Raw genomic sequence first — 19,986 nt, 5'->3', positions numbered from 1 at the left:
GAATGCTTCTAGTCTTTGGTGAGATCGGACGCCACCGCCTCGGCGCCCACTGCCCCGGGAAACATTCCCATGAACGCGATCAACGCACCGCCCAAGCCGCCCGTCACGATGCTCACGTTGCCGATGTTGCGGTTGAGGTTCACGAGATTTTTCATTCGCTCCAGCCGATTTCGCATACCCGGAATGGCGTCGATATCTTTGCCTTCCAGAATCTTGCCAAGCAGTTTCTCGGCATCCCGGTACTGGTCCCCCGTCGAAATTGCTCCGGCAACCATGCTTTGCACGCCATAGCCGATCGAGACAACCGATGCGGCGTTGGCCGCTCCCACCATGTTGGCTGCATTCGGCGTGGTGGTCGCTTGCCCGGTCCCCGGGTTGAAGACATGCATGGGTGCCTGCGCCACGTGCCCATTGGCGCGCTCGATCTTCAGCGCTACCACCGACTCCATCAGCAGCCCCGCCGTTTGGTCTATCTGGATACCGCCGAAGTTCGACATGGACAGACCGAGCGTGTTCTCCATGCTCAGTCCCATGAAAGTCGAACGGGCAACGCCAAGGTTGAAATCCGTGCTGATGCCCATGTAGCCGCTGGAGTTGGGTCCCAGCACGGTCGTATTCGAACCTACTGACAAATTGTTGATGTTGCTGATCGCCACCAGATCCATGTCGGTGTTGCTGATCAACGTGTACTTCTGGAATGCAGCCGAGTAGGGCGCGGCGCTGGCATCGATCTTCATCGAATTGGCGCCTGTCACCTTGAACTCCATGTGGCCGGCTTCGAACACCATCGTCGGCGCCTTGTACTTGACGCCGCCTTTCACCGTGACGGTCTGGGTGCCCACCACAGTACGCTCTTCGTTGCCGCCGGTGTAGTCGGTCCGGTTGCTGTCGGTATGAATCTTGTGATTGCCCTTGACCAGCAGCGCGTGGTCGATGTCCACGTTCGTCGTCTGGTAGCCGACGATGTGGTTGTCCTGGTTCTTGCCGACCGTGAGTTTCTGGAATTTCTGGATCTCGGTGGTGTCGTTGTTCTCCACCGTCAGCTTGCGGTCCCGCACAACCGTGGTGGTCTGGTCGCGCTTGACTGTCACCGACTGGTCGCGGTCCACCTTGGTCGAGTCGTCACGCTCCACGCTGCGGCTCATGTCCAGCTCGGCGTGGATGTTGATGTTCTCCTCGCCCTTCTTGTCCTCGAACATGATCTCGTTGTAGTTCGCGGGACCGCCGCCGGGCGTGGAGCGGGTCTTGAAGCCGCTCTGCGTGGGCGACTTGTAGGGAATGGGCTGGTCGTCGTTGTAGACGCGGCCGACGATCACGGGGCGGTCGGGGTCGCCGTTCAGGAAGTCGACGATCACCTCCTGGCCGATGCGCGGAATGAAGTACCCGCCCCAGCCCTTGCCGCCCCAGGGCTGCGACACGCGCACCCAGCAGGTCGACTTCTCGTTGCTCTCGTCGTAGCGGTCCCAGTGAAAGTGCACCTTCACGCGGCCGTGGTCGTCCACATGCAGCTCGTCGCCGGCAGGGCCGACCACGATGGCAGTCTGCGGGCCGGGCATGGTCACGCGCGGCGTCAGGCGCGGCGGCCGGTAGGCGCGCTCCATCGGGATCGCGGTGATCAAGAACGCGCTGGTGCCCGGCTGCGAGGTGCTGAGCATCGGCGTGCCGGCGATCAGGTCGTCCAGCACCTGCAGCGTGTCGGCGTTCACCGCATCGTCCTGCAACACGCCGGCCAGCGCGGTGCGCACGTCCTGTGTCACGGCCATGCCGGCGCCCACGCTTTCATAACCCGGATGGCTCGCCATGAAGGTGCAGGCCGCGATCACGTAGTCGCCGTTGCGCGTGCCGTCGGGGTCGCCCTCGAACTTGAAGCTGCGCCCCGCCGTCACGTCGGGCCAGGTGGTCAGCGCCCAGTGGCGGTCGCGGCGCGCGTTGAGTTCGTCGCCGCGCAGCTTGGTGCGGTTTTCTCCGTCATCGCCGGTGAAGTAGCCGCCGGGGAACTCGAACTCCTCGAAGTCGGCCAGCTCATGGTCGTCCTTGACGTCGATGGTGGCGCCCAGCTTCTTCTTGATCGCCTTGAAGTCGCTGTCGCGCGAGGCCTGCTTGCCAGTGTCGAACTGGCGCGAGCTCACCCAGCGCGAGATCTCGTTGTAGCGCGCCTCGCTCGCATCGCTGGCCATGTAGCGCAAGGTGCTTTCCACCGGCAGCTTGTCGTGCGCCAGGTCGCTGGCGTCCGACAGGTGCATGGTGCCGGGCGCGTCGTGCGCGTCGAACCAGTAGTAGATGCCCTCGTCCTCCAGCAGGCGCGAGAGGAACTGGTAGTCGTTCTCCTGGTGCTGCACGCAGTAGCGCCGGGGCGTGTGGGTGCCGATGACGTTGCCGGCCTTGGTCTTCTTGAAGCGCTTGATCGGGCTGTCTTCGAACACCGCGTCGAGCACCTCCAGGATCTTCTTGTCCTGCAGGATGCGCGAGTTGGTGCGCTTGGTGAGCAGCCAGAACCAGGAGCGCAGCGTGATGCGGTACTCGAAATGCCGGCCCACATGGCCCGCGCGCACGAAGCGCACCGCGTGGCCCTGGCAGTGCCGCTCGTGCTTGCCGCCGTCCTTGTCCTGGAACTCGATGACCACGTCGAAGGCCCGGCCCAGGATGTCCTTGGCATCGAGCGCCTTGTTCTTCGAGAGCACCGTGAGCTCGTAGGCCGACGGGCGCGCAAGGGCCTCATGACCCACGATGCGCCAGAACATCAGGTCGTCCTTGGCGGGTGAATCGGTCTCGATGCGGAACTCGTGGTCGGCCATTTTTTTCTCTTGAAGGGTGGACTCTTAGTCGAAGGCGTAGGTGAAGTCGGCGTCCTTCACGTCCAGCGCGACACGGCGGATCTCGCCGCCGGATGCCAGGCGTTGCAGGTACTCGACCGAAATCGTGGGCAGCACCGTGTTGGTCAGGATCGCGTCGATCACGCGGCCGCCCGACTCCGGGTCCTGGCAGCGCGCGACCACCTGCTCGATCACCGCCTCGGTGTATTCGAAGGGCACGCCGTGGTTGGTCTCCACGCGCTTCTTGATGCGGCCCAGCTGCAGCCGCACGATCTTCTTCATCATGTCGGGCGACAGCGGGTAGTAGGGAATGGTGACGATGCGGCCCAGCAGCGCGGGCGGAAACACCTTCATGAGCGGCGCCTTCAGCGCATCGGCCAGCGCGTTCGAATCGGGCAGCAGCTCGGGGTCGCGGCACATGCTCATCACGAGCTCGCTGCCGGCGTTGGTGGTGAGCAGGATGATCGTGTTCTTGAAATCGATCATGCGGCCCTCGCCGTCTTCCATCCAGCCCTTGTCGAAGACCTGGAAGAAGATCTCGTGCACGTCGGGGTGGGCCTTTTCCACTTCGTCGAGCAGCACCACGCTGTAGGGGCGACGGCGCACCGCTTCGGTCAGGATGCCGCCCTCGCCATAACCGACGTAGCCCGGGGGCGCGCCCTTGAGCGTGGAGACGGTGTGCGCTTCCTGGAACTCGCTCATGTTGATGGTGATGATGTTCTGCTCGCCGCCGTACAGCGCTTCGGCCAGGGCCAACGCGGTCTCGGTCTTGCCGACGCCGGAGGTGCCGCACAGCATGAACACGCCGATGGGCTTCTGCGGGTTGTCTAGGCGCGCACGCGAGGTCTGGATGCGGCGCGCGATCATCTCCAGGCCGTGCTTCTGGCCGATGACGCGCTGGTTGAGCGTGTCGGCGAGCTTGAGCACCGCCTCCACTTCGTTCTTGACCATGCGGCCGACGGGAATGCCGGTCCAGTCCGCGACGACGGAGGCCACGGCCTGCTCGTCGACCGAAGGCAGGATGAGCGGCGACTCGCCCTGCACCGCGTGGATCTTGGCTTGCAGTTCGTGCAATTCGGCGAGCAGCGCGGCGCGGTCGTGTGCGGGCGCGGCGTCCGATCCGGTGGATGTACCCCCATCCGTTCGGGCTGAGCCTGTCGAAGCCGTGCCCTGCACTTCGACAGGCTCAGTGCGAACGGGGGTGGCTGTGACGTCAGCATCCTTGTCCACCGGCTTGTTCCCCGCACGCAATTTGCTGCGCAGCTCCAGCAACCGATCGACCAGCCCCTTCTCCTCCTGCCAGCGCACATTCAGCGCATCCAGCTGCAGCTTCGATTCGACCAGCAGCGCCTCCACCTGCGCAGACCGCTTGGTCACGTCGATGCCGATGGTGGCCTCGCGGCCGATGATTTCCTGCTCGACCGTGAGCCCCTCAATGCGGCGCATGCAGTCTTCCACTTCGGGCGGCGTCGCATGCTGCGACACGGCCACGCGGGCGCAGGCGGTGTCCAGCAGGCTCACCGCCTTGTCGGGCAACTGCCGCGCGGGAATGTAGCGGTGCGAGAGCTTGACCGCGGCCTCGATGGCCTCGTCGAGCAGCTGCACGCGGTGGTGCTTCTCGAGCACGCTGGCCACGCCGCGCAGCATCAAGATCGCCTTCACCTCGTCGGGCTCGGGCACCTGCACGACCTGGAAGCGGCGGGTGAGCGCCGGGTCTTTCTCGATGTACTTCTTGTACTCGGCCCAGGTGGTGGCGCCGATGGTGCGCAGGTTGCCGCGTGCGAGCGCCGGCTTCAGCAGGTTGGCCGCATCGCCGGTGCCGGCCGCGCCCCCCGCGCCCACGAGCGTGTGGATCTCGTCGATGAACAGGATGATCGGCGTCGGCGAACTCTGCACCTCGTCGATCACCTGGCGCAGCCGCTGCTCGAACTCGCCCTTCATGCTTGCGCCGGCCTGCAAGAGGCCGATGTCCAGCGTGAGCAGCTTCACGTCCTTCAGTTGCGGCGGCACGTCGCCACGCGCGAGGCGCTGCGCGAAGCCTTCGACCACCGCCGTCTTGCCGACGCCGGCCTCGCCGGTGAGCAGTGGGTTGTTCTGGCGGCGGCGCATCAGGATGTCGACGATCTGGCGGATCTCCTCGTCGCGCCCGGTCACCGGGTCCATCTCGCCCTTCTTGGCCTTCTCGGTGAGGTCGACCGCGAACTTCTTCAGCGCATCGCCCTTGCCCATGGCGGCCGGTGCCATCGCACCCGAGTCTTCGCCCGGTGCGCCGCTGCCCATGCCGGTGCCGTCCTGTGCGCGCATCTGCGATTCGGGCGAGGCGTCGCACACTTTTGGAAAATTGTCGGCCAGGTCCTCGACCTTGATCTTCTCGAACTGCTTGGACAGGTTGAACAGCGGGTTGCGCAGGCTCTGCGTCTTCAGCATGCCCACCAGGATGTAGCCGGTGCGCACCTGCGCCTCGCCGAACTGCAGCGTGGCGTAGGTCCAGGCGCGTTCGATGGCGTTCTCGATGTGGGGCGAAAAATCGCTGATGGCGGTGGCGCCGCGCGGCAGGCGGTCGAGCGCGGCGGTCATGTCTTTGGCGATCACCGACACATCCAGGCCGTAGTGCTGGATCACGCGGTGCAGGTCGGAGTCTTGTGCCTGCAGCAACTGGGCGAACCAGTGCTCCAGTTCCACATACGGGTTGCCGCGCATCTTGCAGAACACCGTGGCGCCTTCGATGGCTTTGTAGGCCAGCGAGTTGAGCTTGCCGAAAAGGGCGGTGCGACTGATTTCACTCATGGTGCTCTCCGTATCTGTTGAAGACGATTCATCTCGGGAAATTTGAAGTTCGACGGTGCGTACATCGCGTCACTGCGCCCGCAGCCTTGCACTGGCCAGCCAACCCTGAACGTTCTGCCCCGCCTCGCGGCGCGGAACGATCGGCTCGATGCGAATGGCGCCGAAGCCGGCGGCTGCCAAAGCTGCTTCGACGTGCAGTGCCGCATGGCGATAGCGGCCGCTGCCTTCGAGCCTGAAATCCGCTGTGCCGCCGTCCATGGCCTCGACCGTGAACACCACGACGCCTTCGGGGCGCAGCGCACGCGCGGCTGCCGCCAGCACCTCGTGCAGATCGCCGAAGTAGCACAGCGTGTCGGCCGATACCACCAGGTCGAACTGGGCGGGCTGGGTGTGCAGGTAGTGGGTGAGCTCGGCCTTGTGCAGCACGTCGTAGCCGCCGCGTTGCTCCGCGCGCTGCAGCATGCCGACCGACAGGTCGCAGCCGGCCAGGTGCGAGGCCCAGGGCCGCAGCAGCGGCGCGCACAGGCCCGTGCCGCAACCGGCATCGACCACGGCCAGGTTGGCGGCGGGCGGGCCATGGATGTCCTGCACCGCGCGCGCCACCAGTTCGGGGGCGCGGTAGTGCAGCTTCTCCAGGCTCGCGTCGAAGCTTCCGGCGTAGCTGTCGAACAAGGTCTCCACATAACCGTCGCTGGCGCGCGCGGGAGACTGCCCCTCGCAGGCGGCCAGCAGATGCGCGACCACGGGGTTGCCTGGATCTTCGTTCAGCCACTCCCGGTACATGCCGATGGCTTGCTCGTTCTGGCGGAGCAGCTCCAGGGCGCGAATCACCTTCGAGCGCGCGCTCATGTTGCGCGGCTGCAGCAGCACCGCACGGCTGTTGGCGATAACGCTCTCCTGGATGAGCCCCTGCTCCATCAGCGCGATCGACAGGTTGTACCAGGCCTCGCTGGACGTCGGCCGCAGTTCGATCGCACGGCGGCTGACGCGCTCGGCGGCCTGCCAGTGGCCTTTGCCGCATTCGAGCGCCGCGATGTTGCTCAGCGCGTCCGCGCCTTCGTCGCCCTCGGCAAAGGACACACTGTTTTCATAGGCACGCATCGCATCGTCGGCGCGACCGGCCTCGACCAGCAGATTGCCCAGGTTGTTCCAGGCGCCGCCTTGCGCGGGCTGCAGCGTGAGCGACCGCCCGATCAACGCGATGCTCTCGGCGTCGCGCCCCTGCGCATGGCGCAGCAAGCCCTGGTAGTGCAGGGCATCGGGGTCGCCGGGCGCGGCTTCCAGAATGCGGGCAAGCAGTTCGTCGGCCGCGTCCAGATTCCCCGCCTTCGTCAGGTCCGCCGCTTGCACCAGCGCGGCCGCGTGCGCCGCGGTGTCTTCTGCACACCCGGGCGTCGTCGTCATGCGGCGGCTCCTGCAGCGGCGCGGACGGCCATCGAACTGTTGCCGATGCGCACGTCCGCCGCATCCCTGGAACGCGTGCGCTGGCCGAGCCACGAGGCCCAGCCCAGGCGCGGCGCGTTGCCCTTGTCTTTCCCCAGACGCGTCACGGGCACCTGTGCCTTCTCGAGCACCAGTTCGGCGTCCCATTCGAGTTCGTCGCCCAGCAGTTGCTGCATCCAGCGCTGCAGCACCGGGCGCGCATCGCCGATCGGCAGGAACATGCGGTATTGGTCCAGCGTGAGCGGGCCCAGGTGCAAGCGCACGCGATGCTGCCGGTCCCACGCGCGGGTGCCGAGCATCGCGCCCATGCCCATGGAACGCGAGCTCTCGCCCTGCCCCAGCCGCGTGAGCTCGCCGGCGGGCAGGCTCATCCAGTGGCCGACCCAGCGCTCCAGCGTGACCGGCACGCCGAAGTAGCTGCACAGCACAGCCTCCACGCTTTCGGCGTTGTGCACGCGGCGCGCGAGCCAGCCCGAGAAATGAAGGCGCGCATCGTCGTGCACGTCGTCGCGGCCGATGCGGCCCGGCGTGCCCATGCCGATGAATGCGCCCACCTGCAGCCTGAAGCGGTCTTCCCCCGGACGGTCCAGCGCCACCGCGGGCCGCGACTGCGCCCACGCGCGGTAGAAGTGCAGCGAGAAGCGATGAAGAAAGCTGTCCAGGAACGCGAGCCAGGTCGGGTCGCCGAAGTTCAGGCTGCGCTCGCGGATGAAGTCGCTCAGGTGAACCGGCAACGGGCCGTTGGGGCCGACGTAGCTGAAGAAATGCTGGCGCAGCCGCGGCGGCGAATGCGCGGTCGCGGGCTCGAAGCGGCTGAAGCTCGCGGGCGCGAACGACAGCGAAGGCTCCTGCCCCACGCGCACTGGCTCGGCGCTGGGCAGCAGCGCGCGGCCCCAGCGCGGCGTGGTCGCGGCGACCGATTCCAGCCGGCGCATCACTGCGAAGTAGTCGAAGGACCACGGCTCCGCAGACCACCCGCGCAGCGCCGCATCCACACGCGCAGCCACCGACTCCCCCGGCCTCGCCACTGCGTGGACTTCGGGCGGCCGGGCGGCGCGCTCTACAGGATCTGCCGGGTCCCGCACAGCGGCCTCCATCGCATGGTCTCGCCCTTGCCCGCCACGCGCAGCACGGTCTCGACGAAGTGGTTGACCTCCACATGCCGCGCAAGAAAGCGCGACATCACGGCGCCGAACAGGAACACGCTGTGGCCGTGGAACGCATCCTTGTCGACCTCCAGCGTCACTTCAAGACCGCGCCCGAAAGCGATCGGTCCCTTGAGCGGCAGGCGCCGCGCCACCGACTTGCTCTTGACCGACAGCAGGCCGCGCACCTGGCCCTGGCGCATCTCGTCGGCATGCACCGCATAGAGCATCAGCGTTTCGCGCAGGGCCGCCGCCCCCTGCTCCGGCGTGCTGTCGGAGATCGACAGGTAGTTGAGCGCCAGGTGGTCCACCACCCGCCAGCCCAGCCCCTGGCTCACCACCGGCGACACCGGCCGCGAAGGCCCGCGCACCATGCGCACCCGCTGCACCGGAAAGGAATCGACGCAATCGAAATCGTTGTCGCGGCCCAGCGGCATCAGAAGCGGCAGGTCGCGGTTGGTGCACAGCGCGCTCACCGCCAGCTGCCGCAGCGTGGCCGCATACGGCGCCTGCTGCGGATCGACGATCTGCATGTAGACCTCGGAGCCGATATGGCTGCTGCGGTGGCCTTCGGTGCGCTGCCTCACCGACAGCATGCGCGGCTCGCGCGTGGTCGTGAAGTACGCCGGGTGGCTGTGCCGCGTGCCATGGAAGGCCGAGTAGAACGGGCGAAACGGCTGCTCGGCCGCCGCCGCATCGACACCCGGCGCACCGTGGCCGACGACCTCGGTGACGGTGTGCACCTCGAAGTCCTGCGGCCGGGTGCGGTCGGGCACCAAGTGGAACTGGCTCACGCCTTCGGTCAGCGGCACGCGGTCCAGCCGCTTGTTGAAGAGGTTGACGATGGGCACGCAGTGCAGCTGCACGTTCTCGGTGCCCACCAGCTTTTCCAGCGCCGCATCGCCGCGCGAGAACAGCAGCACCAGTTCGAGGTCGGCCACCGGCATCGTGGCGAGCAGCGCCTGCAGCCCCGCAATGCGCAGGAACTGAAAACGCTGTGGAAAGGCGAAGTACTCCTGCAGCAGCCGGAAGCCCGAGAACCCCGTGGCCGTGACCGGCAGCAGTGCCTCGTCGTCCTCGAAGCCCACGGGCTGTATCGCGCTGGCCGGCAGGCTCTGCGCCGCGCCCTGCAACGCGCCGGTGGGCGACAGCGGCCGCACCATCACACCGATGGGCTGGCCCAGCGCGCATTCATGCAGTTGCCACGCCACGTCTTCGGCGCCGCCCAGGTGCAGCACCAGGTCGTCCAGCGCGATCTGGTTGAACTTGAGTCCGGCCGTCGCGCGCAACGCGATGCGCAGGCCGCCGCGGATCGCGCGCGATTGCGGATGCGTGGTGAGCGGCAGGTCGGGCGCGTAGGTGAAGTACTGGGCGCGCTGCACCTCCATCGGCCAGATGCGCAGCGCGGCCGAGGTGCGGAATTCGCAGTGCGTGTTCTGGCCCACGGCCTGGCGCGCGCGCAGGCCCGCGCCGCGCGGCAGCTTCGGGCCGGTGGCCAGGTTCGCATCGTCCAGATCGGGCGCGAAGGACACCACCGCCATCGCGGGCGTGGGGGCCAGGAAATTCGGATAGACGATGTCCAGCAGGTGCCCGGTGAAGCGCGGGTACTCGGCATCGAGCTTGAGGTTGACGCGCGCCGACAGGAAGGCCGTGGCCTCGATCAACCGTTCGACATACGGATCGGCGACCTCCTGGCCTTCGATGCCGAGCCGATGCGCGATCTTCGGAAAGGCGCGCGCGAACTCCGAAGAGCTCTCGCGGAAGTAGCGCAGTTCCTGTTCATACAGGTTCAGCAGCCGAGGGTCCATGTCGGACTTACCTAGGGTTTTGCGCCATGTCCACGATCTCGATGCGTCCTTCTTCCAAATCGACACGGCTTCGCATCAGAAACTCGAGCGGCACGGGCTGTGCCCACAGCATCCCGCGTATCTGCAGGCCGATGCTGTTGTGCGAGTCGATGGCGGAGCCTTCCATGACGAGTTCCACTTCGAGGGTGCGGGACAAAATGCGCGGCTCGAACTGCAGGATTGCGTTCTTCAAAGCCTGTTCCATGCTGACACGCTGCACCGACGAGGTGAACTGGCCAGACAGCATAGGCAATCCGTAGTTGATGACCGAGCGCGCCGCGTTGGGGTACTGCTTGTCGTCCATCGCCAGTCCGAAGCCGGTGGCGTTGAAGAGCCAGCTCAGGTCGCGCAGCACGGCCGCGCGCAGCGCCTGCTTGGTGAGCGTGCGCTTCTCGTCGCCCTCGCGTTTTTCGGTGGGCGAGTGGTCGACCAGGCGATCGAGCAGCGAGGGCTGCAGGCGCTCCTGGGCGGTGAGCTCAGCCACCTTCGCCGCTTTCGGCGTCGGGCCCTTGCGGAGCGTCTGCGGAGGCGACCGGCGTGAACAGGATCTCGCGCACGTCCATCAGCGCGTATTCGCCGGCGTCGCTGCCCAGCACGCGCTGGCCGGTGCCGGCCCAGACCTCGGGGCGCAGTTCGCGCCACTCGGTCTTGCGCGCAAGCAGCAGCTCGCCGTCCTGGCTTTTCTCGGTGCCTTCGTAGCGGGTGGGAATGAGCGCCAGGGTTTCGCCGCCGTTCTCGAACTGCAGGTGCGCGGGCATCCACACGCAGTCGCGCAGGTCTTCGGGCGGCTCGATCTTGATGTGCGAGAGGCGCGCGTACGGGATCCAGTAGTACTTGCCGTTGACGAAGGCTTCGAGCACGGGACCCAGGCGCATGTCGGCATCGGCCAGCCATTCGAAGGGCGCGCCGTCGATGGTGCCCGCGATGGCGGGCGCGCCGTCGAAGGCGCGCTGGCGAAGGTCTTCGGCCAGCTCGGACTCACCGCGCCCCTGCCGCAGCAGCGACTCGATGAGCAGCGCCAGCCATTCGTCGGGCTGGCCGAAGATCATGGGCGTGCGAGTACCCGCGAACACTTCGGCGCGCAGGCCTTCGCAGCGCACCGCTTCGCCGTAGACCTGTTTCATCGGCACGGCGAGCGCGTCGAGCTCTGCCGCCACGGTGAGCTGGTTGAGCGCGCGCTCCCACTGGCCCAGCACGCACAGCAGTTGCGCCATGAAGACTCGGTGCTTGCTGTCGGAGGGCTTGGCGCGCACCTCGTCGCTGAGCGCCTTGAGGGCGGCCACCGGATCGGCGGACTTGAGGAGTTCTGCGGAGGACGTGGTCATCTCAATTGCCCGTGAACGTGCAGGTCCGCACAGCCCCGCGCGCGCCGGTCTTCTGTTGCGGCGCCGAGCGGATCTCCAGCTTCGTGTAGTCGAAGAAGAGGATGTCGCAAGGCCGCTTGGGCGTGCCGCCGGTGACGATGGCGTGGCAGTTCAGCCGCGCGCCCTCGAGCACGAACTCCAGGTGCGACTGCAGGTCCTTGGAGCTGTCGCCGCCGGCCTTGAAGACCGACACCGTCACCTTCAGGTCGCTCTCCTGGCTCTTGAGCAGGCTCGCGATGGAGGCCGTGGCGGCGTCGCAGTCGCGGATCACGATGAAGGAGTAGTTGCGCAGCTTGCCCTTGGTGGAACCGGGCGGGATGACCACGTCGGACTTGTACGAGTAGCCGCCGATGTCCATGCGCTGCTTGCCGTCGTCATAGGTGCGCACCGACTCGCCCTCGATCGGCGTGCCCTTGCTCTCGATCATCATCGAGAAGTCGTTGCCCGATTCGCCCGACAGGTAGTCGAGCAGGCGCAGGGCCTCGTCGGGGTCCAGTTTTCCATCGTAGGTCCAGCTCATGTCGATCTCCTGAGAAAAATTCGGTGTGTGGGTGGATGGGTGCGTTGTGCGTGGGATGAGGGGTCGTCGCTACTTCGCCGACGCACTGCTGCTGCCTGCGCCATCGGCCGCCCAATGAACCATCGCGGCGAAGGTCTGGCGCTCGCTGTCGGGTTGCACGGCGCCGCGCACCCGCACCTCGGCCACGGCATCGCCCGGCCCGGTGCCGAAGAGGCGCGGCGCGCTGTAGGGCGCGGCGGGCGTGGCCAGCACCAGCAGGCGGCCGCCTTCTGCGTTGAACCACGGCAGCTCGAAGCGCTTGATGGCGGGCGCGTCGCGCGTGCCGCGCTTGAAGCGGTTGGTCTCACCCGGGTCTTCGGGAAAGACCTGGCGCGCGCCGCCCTGCGGGTCGATGCCGACGATGACCAGGTCCACCGAGCGCGCGCTGGTGTTGCGCACGTTGAGCACGGCGCGTTCGCCGCTGCGCAGCGGCAGGAGCTTGGCGTCGACCTGCTGGGCGGAGCCGCTGCGCACCAGGCGCTCGCCGCTCCAGACTTCGAACACCGCGTCGAAGCCGTCGAACTGCGCTTCCTTGGCGATGGCGTAGAGCTGGTTGAGCCACTTCAGGCGCGCCAGCGTTTCGAGGCGCTTTCTTGCGGTGGCCGCATCGGCGGGCGTGGGCCTGGCGCCCGCGGCCGCGCCGAGCAGGGGCGAGAGCACTTCGATGCGGCCGCCGGACCAGCGCACGTCGGGGCTGTCGGCTTCGCCCACGGCGATGACGGATGCCGGGTATTCGAGGCTAAGGCCGGGCGGCAGGCCTTGGTCGGCGCGTACGCGCAGCGCGACCGACGGCGGCTCGATGACGGGCGTGATGTTCCAGAGCGCGGCGCCCGACAGCTCGCGCAGCGCGGGCGGCACGGCCATGCGCGCCTTGTCGGTGAAGGCCTGCGACAGCGTGCCATCGGCGCTGCGCACCGTGCCGTCTTCCATCGTGGCCATCACGCGCAGCGGCTGCTGCGCCACCAGGCCGTCGAGCTGGCCGGCCTGCAGCGTCAGTGCGTCGCCGGAGCGCTGCGCGCGCCACACGGGGCGCGTGGACGCGGCCACCGCGCGGTTGGCGAACAGCGGCGCATCGAGGTTGCCTTCGGCCACCGGCGAGGGCAGTTCGCGCGTGGGAAAGCGCACCGCGAGTTCGTCGATGACCGGCGGGTAGAGCGCGAGCACGCCGTCGAACAGGTCGCGCCAGGTGGCGGGCTTGCGGGCGAGCGATTCCACGACGGCCCACGTCAGCAGGCCCTGCGGACGGGCGTTGCGGTTCTTGCGCGGCAGGCGCAGCTCGGGGGTGATCTGGTGGCTCTCGGAGGCGAAGAGCGCGACGTAGCGGGCGCGCGGCACGGGGTCGGTTGGCGCGGGGCGCATTGCGCTTGCGGGCGTGCCGCGCGCTGCCGATCCCTGTGCGCCGGTCAGTTGCGCGGTGCGCAGCCCCCGCCAGCGCACTTCGTCGTCGCCCGCGCCTTCGGCAGTGGCGGGCGCTTCGGCGGCGGTGCTGCGGGTCATCGAGTTCGCCGAGCAGGTGTCGAAGACGGAAGCGACGAACACGTTGCGTGCCAGAAAGGCCTGGATCCAGGCGTCGAAGTCGGCGTCGCGCAGGTCGCCGGTCAGGGCGTTGTCGGTGCCGAGCGCGCCGCGCACATCGCGCGCGAGAAAGTTTTCGGACAGGCCGTCGGGCTCCTGGTAGCGCTTGGCCACGTCGCGCAGGCGCGTGCCGTGGCCCGAGAAGTACAGCAGCACGAAGTCGCCGCTCTTCGATTGCGCGAGCAGCCGGCCGAGCGCTTCGTGGATGGCCTGCGATTCGGGCAGCGCGGCGCCGTTCACGCCGTCGGCGAGCACGGTGATGTCGCTGGCCGCAAAGCCTTGCTTGATCAGCGCATCGCGCATCAGGATCACGTCGTTGCGCGGCGCCTGCAGCCACAGCGCCTGCGGCTGGTTGACGAGTTCGGAGACGCCGACGAGCAGGGCGCGTTGGGTGGCGAAAGAAAGGTTGCCGCAGGCCAGCAGCCACGCCATCAGCAACGCTTGAAGAAAGCGCCGCTGTGTTGCTCCCTCTCCCCTTGGGGAGAGGGCTGGGGTGAGGGCCGACGGCGATAGCAAGGGTGGTGCTTTTGCGAAGGCCCCCGCCCTCACCCTGGCCCTCTCCCGCAAGCGGGAGAGGGAAGAAAACAGAGGCGCCGCGCAGGTCATGGCCGCTCCGCCGCCGGCCCGGCCGACTCGACCAGCGGCGACGCCGACAGCAGCGCCAATGCGCCGACCGGATCGGCCACGCGCAGCCGCCAGACGCCGTTCGCACCCGGGCCGCCGACCACTTCGGCCGACACCGTCTGCAGCAGCCGATCGGCCTCGTCCACGCGCACGCCGTCTTTCCAGCGCACGATGATGTTCGCCGGCGTGGCGGCCGGTGCCGTGGGCACGGCGCGAAAGCGCACCTCGTCGTCTTGCGCACCGCGGCCGCCGAGCAACCCGACGTTCTGCACCACCACGCACAAGGCGAGCACAGCGAAGGCAGGACGCGTCCAGCCGTCGGCGCCGAACCAGCGACGGATGCTGCCCCACCAGCCGCCTTCGGGCCGCGCCTGCGGTCTGGCACGCGAAGGCGACGAAGCAGAAGCGCCCGAGGAAGCCGGCGCAGCACCGGGCGCCGTGCTCGCCGAAGGCAGCAGCGCCGCCCCCAGCTGCAAGCCGGCCGAGCGATAAAGCGCCTGGTAATCCGCGCGCGGGTCCTGCGCGCCGAGCGGCGTGCCCGACAGCACCGAGAACACATCGGCCACCGTGCGCAGCGCGATGCGGCCCGGCTCGGGCGCGATGTCCAGCACCTTCTGCCCGGCCCATTCGTCGTGCACCGCGCGGATCGCGGCGAGCCGCGTGGCGGAGATCTCGCCCAGCACCCGCGCACACAGCTGCGGGCTGGGCTCCAGCGTGAGGACGTTCCAGGCCTGGACGAGCCCGAACATCGGCTCGAAGGGTTCGTCGTCGGGTTCGAGCAGCACGTCGAAGGGACCGGCCCAATCGGCCTCGCCCGCGGCCATCCAGCCCTGCCAGAGATCGCCCTGCACACAGCGGTCGAGCAGCACGCCCAGCAGGCGCCCCTCGTGCACCACGCTGACCAGGCGGCCCGGCGCCCAGCGTGCGGTGAAGGCGCGCTGGGCGACAGCCTCGCGGCGCCGGGCCAATTCGGTAAGAGGAAGCAGAAGATCCTGCAGTGAGGGCATTGCGGCAGCAGCAGCAGCAGCAGCAGCAGCGCCGGATGCAGCCCCCGGCATGGCCACGGTGGCCACGCCGGCAGACGCGTCGGGCACGGCGGCGGGGCCGGTTTCGAACGCGTTGCGGATCACGCTGAGCGGGGGCCAGAGTTCGGTGTTCATGGCGGTCTGTTCCTGAATGGCTATGTCTTCAGGCATAAGACGCTTCAGCACCGAGGATTTTGAAGACCTGCAGGATCGCCGCCATGTTTTCGGTCTCGATGGCGATGCCCAGGGTCTGCTGGATCCAGCCGCCCAGCCGGGTCTTGGCGTAGTCGGCGGTGAGCCCTTCGCGCTTGTGCACCAGGCCCAGGCGGCCCGCGCGGTAGTGGTAGGAGGCAATGGCGTGGCGCGACGCGATCCCCGAAAGCCCGCCCTCGGCCTCCTTGCCGAAGCCCTCGCACAGCAAGATGCGTTCGGGCTCGGGCAGCTCGGCGATGAAGGCGCGGGCGGCGAGCTGCACGGCCTGGGCGCTCAGGCCGTGCTCGGCCAGGCAGCCGTCCAGGTCTTCGCCGGCGCCGATCTCGTCTTCCAGCTGGGCCTCGGTGATCTGGTCGCCGATGGAGAGCTTGCGGCGAAACGAACTCGCGCGGGTGCAGTCGATCAGGTAGCGGCGGAAGTACGCGCACAGCGCAAAGGCCGTCGAGGGTGCGCTGTGGCTGGCGCGCTCATCGGCCTCGTCGGGGTCGGCATCGAGCCGCAGCACCTTCACGTAGATGAACTGCGCCACCAGTTCCTGCCGCCCTTCGCCCAACACCTGCAGCTCGGGCGGATTGCAGGCCACGAGCGCATCGCCCACGATGCGGTACATGGTGCCCATGTCGCCGGAGGACAGCGTCTGGCGCCGCCGCCAGAGGCGGACGAGTTCAGTGCTTTCCGCTGACGAAAGGGTTTCAATCATTGGCTCACCCCCAGGCTTCGCGCACTTCGTGTCGCTTCTCCCACCCCCTTGCAGGGGGCAACACCTGCGGCCCGGCAAAGCCGGTTCCGCGGTGTTCCCTGAAAAAGCGCCACTGCGTCCACCGTTGAAGAGACGAGTCAGTCCATCAATCGTCGACGCACACGCCTTCCGTCGGCACCAGGCACTGCGGCAGGTCGGCACCGACGGCCGCGCCGCGCGTGCGGATGGTCGACGCCGCGGCCTGCGCCACGGCCAGGCCGCGCGGCAGAAGAATCCACAGCTGGCCGCGCTCCTTCATGCGGCGCGCGCTGGTTGCGGCCGCCTGGCCGTTGCCGAAGAAATAGTCGGCCCGCACCGCGCCGCGAATGGCACCGCCGGTGTCCTGCGCAATGGTCAGGCGCTGCATCGGTGCGCCGCTGCCCGGGGTGCGGGTCGAGACGAACACCGGGTAGCCCAGCGGCGTGCTGCGCGGATCGACCGCAATGGAGCGCCCCGCCGACAGCGGCACGCCAAAGGCACCCACCGGGCCGGCGGCCGGCGACGTCGATTCCTTGAAGAACACGTAGCTCGGGTCCTTGATGCCCGAACCCGTCACAGCGCCCGCCGTGCGACGGCCGGGCACCATGACCGCGCCGCTGGCGGTGGGCCGTGCGAGCGTGAAGCCGCGCGTGCGGATCGCGCCGCTGTCCACGCCCACGTCGTCCTCCTCGTCGTCGTCCAGCTGCAGCTCGATCGAAGAGCCGCGCACCTTCACCGCGCTGCGCGGCTTGCCGTTGGCGGCCTGGGCGATGGTCGGGCGGAAGGGCTGGCCGTTCTGCTCGGCGTAGGCCACGCGGATGGTGTCGCCGTTGGCCAGCTTGATGCGGCCCGAACCCTGGATCTGCATTTCGTACAGCGCAGTGGCGCTGCTCACGAAGGCCAGCACCTTGGCGTTGGGCGCGCCCTTGGTCTCGATTTCTTCGCGGGTGTAGTACGGCAGCAGCTGCTTGCCCTCGATGCGCAGGCGCACCTTGCGGTCCAGCGTGTCGCGGGTGATGCCCGAGAGGTCCAGCGCATAGAGCCCGGGGGCGCCCATGTCGCGGGTGCTCAGGCCCGTTTGCACCACCACGTTGCGGCCTTCGACTTTCGCGGCCACCGTACCGCTGCCGGCCGGGAGCTTGCGCGCATCGGCGAACAGCATGTCTTCGGGCTGGCCGTACACCGGGTAGATGAATGGTGCGCCGTAGGTGCGGCTGCCCGCGATCTCGGGCTCGAAGTAGCCGGTGACCACGCCGTCCGGCTTGCGGTCGTCGTCGCGGATCTGGTAGGCCGAGAACTCGCTCTCGAAGAAGCCGCGGATGGCGTTGCGGTTCTTGCTGTCGACCCGGCCGGCGCGGTTGCACACCTCTTTCCACTCGGCGCCGCGGCCGGTGAGCACCTTGCAGCTGCCAAGAAACGCGGGCCAGGTTTCCGAGAAATCGTCGCGCGACCAGCCCGGCATGGCATCGAAGCTCACCGAGGTGTAGGTGGCCAGTTGCGTGGAGAAGGTGCGCGCCTGCCCCGCCACGCTGGCGTTGCCCGCCGGGGGACGGGGCGGCGTGGCGCCCGCGGCCGTGGTGCTGGCCGCCGTGGCGTCGGTGGCGGTTGTGGTCGACGCCGGCGGCGGCATGGCGCAGCCCGCGAGCGTGAAGGCGGCGGCCAGGCCGGCCCAGCGCAGGGTGGAAGACAGGCGCGGCGGCTGTGAGGTATGCGACATGAAACTCTCCTTGTCCGGAAAAAACAGGCCCATCCGGTCGATGCGCCAACGCTCTACAGACGATTACTTCTCGACGATTTTGAAATTCGCGACGCCATAGACGTCGTTGCACGGGGTGGCGGGCACGCACACAGGCTTGCCCAGGAGCGGCGTCGGCCCGGTGCCGCGCGTCGCTTCGAGCGCCGAAAGCACCGGTATCGGGAACTGCGGAAACACGCCGTCGTTCTGCACGCCGGAAGCACCGAAGTCGCGCTCGTGTTCGCTGACGAGCACGGCGAACTGGTTGGTGCCGGCGGGCCCGCCGGCGTCCATCGGCCACGAGGCGCGCGGCAGCGCGAGCGTGCTGTTGGCGTTGATCTTGTTGTACTTGTCCAGCAGGTTCGGGAACAGCAGGAACATCTCGCCGCCGCTGGACAACAGGAACACGTAGACGAAGCCCTCCCGCTTGCTGCGGATTTCAAAGGCCAGCTTGTCCTTGCCGATGGCGACCTCGGCCTTCTTTGCCACCGCGCTCACCTCGAAGCCCGGTGCCGCGCCTGCGGCGAGCGACTGCAGCGATTCGAGCGGAGTGCGCGGCGCCGCCGGCGGTGGCGGAGGCGGTGGTGGCGGCGGATCGGTTTTTGCGACCTGCTCCGGCGGCGGGGGTGGCGTGGTGGTTGTGACGTCCGTGCCGCTTGTGCTTGCAGCGCCATCGGCCGCGCGGCCTTGGTACCACCACCAGCCGCCGCCCGCGACAACGGCAGTTGCGACGGCGAGCGAGGCAATGGCGACGACGGCCTTGCCCTTGCCGCCTGCGGCGTTGCCCTGTTGCGTGCCTTGCGCACCGGGTGCGGGTGCGGGCGGCAGCGCCTTCTTGCCTCCGCCGCCGATGATGGTGGCCGCGTTGGCATTCGCATGGCTGCGCGCGCCCGAAGGCGGCACGGTGCGCGGCGTGGGCGCCATGCTGTGGCCCACTTCCAGGCCCAGCGCCGCGCGCAGCTCGCCCATCGACTGCGGCCGTTGCTCCGGCCGCACGCCCAGGCCGGCGTCGATGGCCTGCAGCAGCCCCAGGCTGTAGCGTTGGCGCAGGATGTCGTTGCCCGCGAGCGGCACATAGCTGTCCGACAGAAGCCGCGCCACCGAAGGCGGCGGCGCGCGGCCGCACACGGCCACGTGCATCACCGCCGCGAGCGCATACACGTCGGTCCACGCGCCCTGCGACATGTCGGGCATTTCGGCGTACTGCTCGATGGGCGCGTAGCCGGGCTTGAGGATGACGGTGATCGCCTGTGTCTTGTCGGTGATCACGCGGCGCGCGGCGCCGAAGTCGAGCACCACCGGACGGCCGGAGCCCTCGAGCAGGATGATGTTGTCCGGCGCGATGTCGCGGTGGTAGCAGTTGGCGTTGTGCATCACCGCCAGCGCCTGCGTCACGCCGTCCATGATGCGGATCAGCCAGGCCTCGTCCACCCCTGCCGGAATGGACACCAGCGCTTCGCGCAGCGTGTCGCCGCGGTAGAAGGGCATCACCATGTACGTGGTGCCGTGGTCCTGCCAGAAGCGGTAGACCTTCAGCAGCGACGGGTGGTCGAACTGCGCGAGCAGGCGGGCTTCGTTGATGAAGCTGCGCATGCCGAGGTCGAAGGTCTCGCGGTGCCTTTCGGACAGCGGGACCACGTTGCCGTCCTGCTGCCTTGTCGACAGGGACGTGGGCAGGTATTCCTTGACGGCGACCACGCGTTCGAGGTCGTGGTCCCAGGCCTCGTAGACGACGCCGAAGCCGCCTTGGCCTATGACTCTGGTGATTTCGAACTCTGCGAGGCGGCTGCCTACGGGGAGGAGGCCGGCGTCTTGTGAGCTGCTGTTGTTGCCGGCAGGGCTGGTGACGGGCGTGTTCGGGAGGCTTGTGGTGCCGGAGGTGATGACTGTGGAGGCGGTGTCGGCGGTCGTGGTTTGATGGTTTTGCGGCTGCGGCTGTTTGGGGACGACTCGGGTGCGGTCGTCTTCTGGTGGTGTTGGGGTTGTGGGGGAGTCGGTCATTGACTGGCTCCTGCTGGTTGATTGCTGTTTTCGGTTTGCTTCCCGAGGCCGGGTCTCGGCCCGGCGGCCGACCTACTTTTCTTTGCTTCGCCAAAGAAACGTAGGCAAAAGAAAGGCGACCCCACTGTCTGCGACCC

Annotated in this window: 13 protein-coding genes; all 13 read right to left on the bottom strand. The window is 68.0% G+C overall.

Annotated elements, in window-relative coordinates:
* Positions 1-8: 8 nt before the first annotated feature.
* Positions 9-2,795: a type VI secretion system Vgr family protein gene (locus ABIC90_RS25090; RefSeq protein ID WP_354359044.1), complete on the bottom strand. Its 2,787-nt coding sequence runs from the start codon at positions 2,793-2,795 to the stop codon at positions 9-11.
* A 24-nt stretch (positions 2,796-2,819) separates the two neighbouring features.
* The gene (tssH, locus tag ABIC90_RS25085; RefSeq protein ID WP_354359042.1) at positions 2,820-5,600 is read right to left on the bottom strand and encodes a type VI secretion system ATPase TssH; all 2,781 of its coding nucleotides are present in this window, start codon (positions 5,598-5,600) and stop codon (positions 2,820-2,822) included.
* A gap of 69 nt (positions 5,601-5,669) precedes the next feature.
* Complete coding sequence (locus ABIC90_RS25080) at positions 5,670-7,004, bottom strand: methyltransferase domain-containing protein (RefSeq protein ID WP_354359040.1); 1,335 nt, start codon at positions 7,002-7,004, stop codon at positions 5,670-5,672.
* The gene (gene tssG / locus ABIC90_RS25075; RefSeq protein ID WP_354359038.1) at positions 7,001-8,050 is read right to left on the bottom strand and encodes a type VI secretion system baseplate subunit TssG; all 1,050 of its coding nucleotides are present in this window, start codon (positions 8,048-8,050) and stop codon (positions 7,001-7,003) included. Before tssG ends, ABIC90_RS25080 begins: the two co-directional genes overlap by 4 nt.
* 53 nt (positions 8,051-8,103) lie before the next feature.
* On the bottom strand, positions 8,104-9,996 hold the full coding sequence (tssF, locus tag ABIC90_RS25070) for a type VI secretion system baseplate subunit TssF (protein ID WP_354359036.1): 1,893 nt from the start codon (positions 9,994-9,996) through the stop codon (positions 8,104-8,106).
* A 7-nt stretch (positions 9,997-10,003) separates the two neighbouring features.
* Positions 10,004-10,519: a type VI secretion system baseplate subunit TssE gene (gene tssE / locus ABIC90_RS25065; RefSeq protein ID WP_354359034.1), complete on the bottom strand. Its 516-nt coding sequence runs from the start codon at positions 10,517-10,519 to the stop codon at positions 10,004-10,006.
* A complete protein-coding gene (locus ABIC90_RS25060; RefSeq protein WP_354359032.1) occupies positions 10,512-11,360 on the bottom strand; it encodes a type VI secretion system accessory protein TagJ in 849 nt (282 codons plus the stop codon). Before ABIC90_RS25060 ends, tssE begins: the two co-directional genes overlap by 8 nt.
* A 1-nt stretch (position 11,361) precedes the next feature.
* Positions 11,362-11,919 carry a hypothetical protein gene (locus tag ABIC90_RS25055; RefSeq protein ID WP_354359030.1) on the bottom strand — a complete coding sequence of 186 codons (558 nt, stop codon included), beginning with the start codon at positions 11,917-11,919 and terminating at the stop codon, positions 11,362-11,364.
* A 69-nt stretch (positions 11,920-11,988) separates the two neighbouring features.
* A complete protein-coding gene (locus ABIC90_RS25050; protein WP_354359028.1) occupies positions 11,989-13,965 on the bottom strand; it encodes a caspase family protein in 1,977 nt (658 codons plus the stop codon).
* Between the two features lie 170 nt (positions 13,966-14,135).
* Positions 14,136-15,317 carry a hypothetical protein gene (locus ABIC90_RS25045; RefSeq protein WP_354359026.1) on the bottom strand — a complete coding sequence of 394 codons (1,182 nt, stop codon included), beginning with the start codon at positions 15,315-15,317 and terminating at the stop codon, positions 14,136-14,138.
* A 28-nt stretch (positions 15,318-15,345) separates the two neighbouring features.
* Positions 15,346-16,095 (bottom strand): hypothetical protein, encoded by a 750-nt coding sequence (locus tag ABIC90_RS25040; protein ID WP_354359024.1) that lies wholly within the window; start codon positions 16,093-16,095, stop codon positions 15,346-15,348.
* A 145-nt stretch (positions 16,096-16,240) separates the two neighbouring features.
* Positions 16,241-17,830 carry a murein transglycosylase A gene (gene mltA, locus ABIC90_RS25035; protein ID WP_354359022.1) on the bottom strand — a complete coding sequence of 530 codons (1,590 nt, stop codon included), beginning with the start codon at positions 17,828-17,830 and terminating at the stop codon, positions 16,241-16,243.
* Between the two features lie 63 nt (positions 17,831-17,893).
* Positions 17,894-19,849: a serine/threonine-protein kinase gene (locus ABIC90_RS25030; RefSeq protein WP_354359020.1), complete on the bottom strand. Its 1,956-nt coding sequence runs from the start codon at positions 19,847-19,849 to the stop codon at positions 17,894-17,896.
* Between the last annotated feature and the right edge of the window lie 137 nt (positions 19,850-19,986).

The sequence above is a fragment of the Variovorax boronicumulans genome (genome assembly GCF_040544675.1).
GTDB lineage: Bacteria > Pseudomonadota > Gammaproteobacteria > Burkholderiales > Burkholderiaceae_C > Variovorax > Variovorax boronicumulans_D.
Note: the sequence above shows the minus strand (reverse complement) of the source record. Positions and strands in the feature narration are given on the sequence as shown.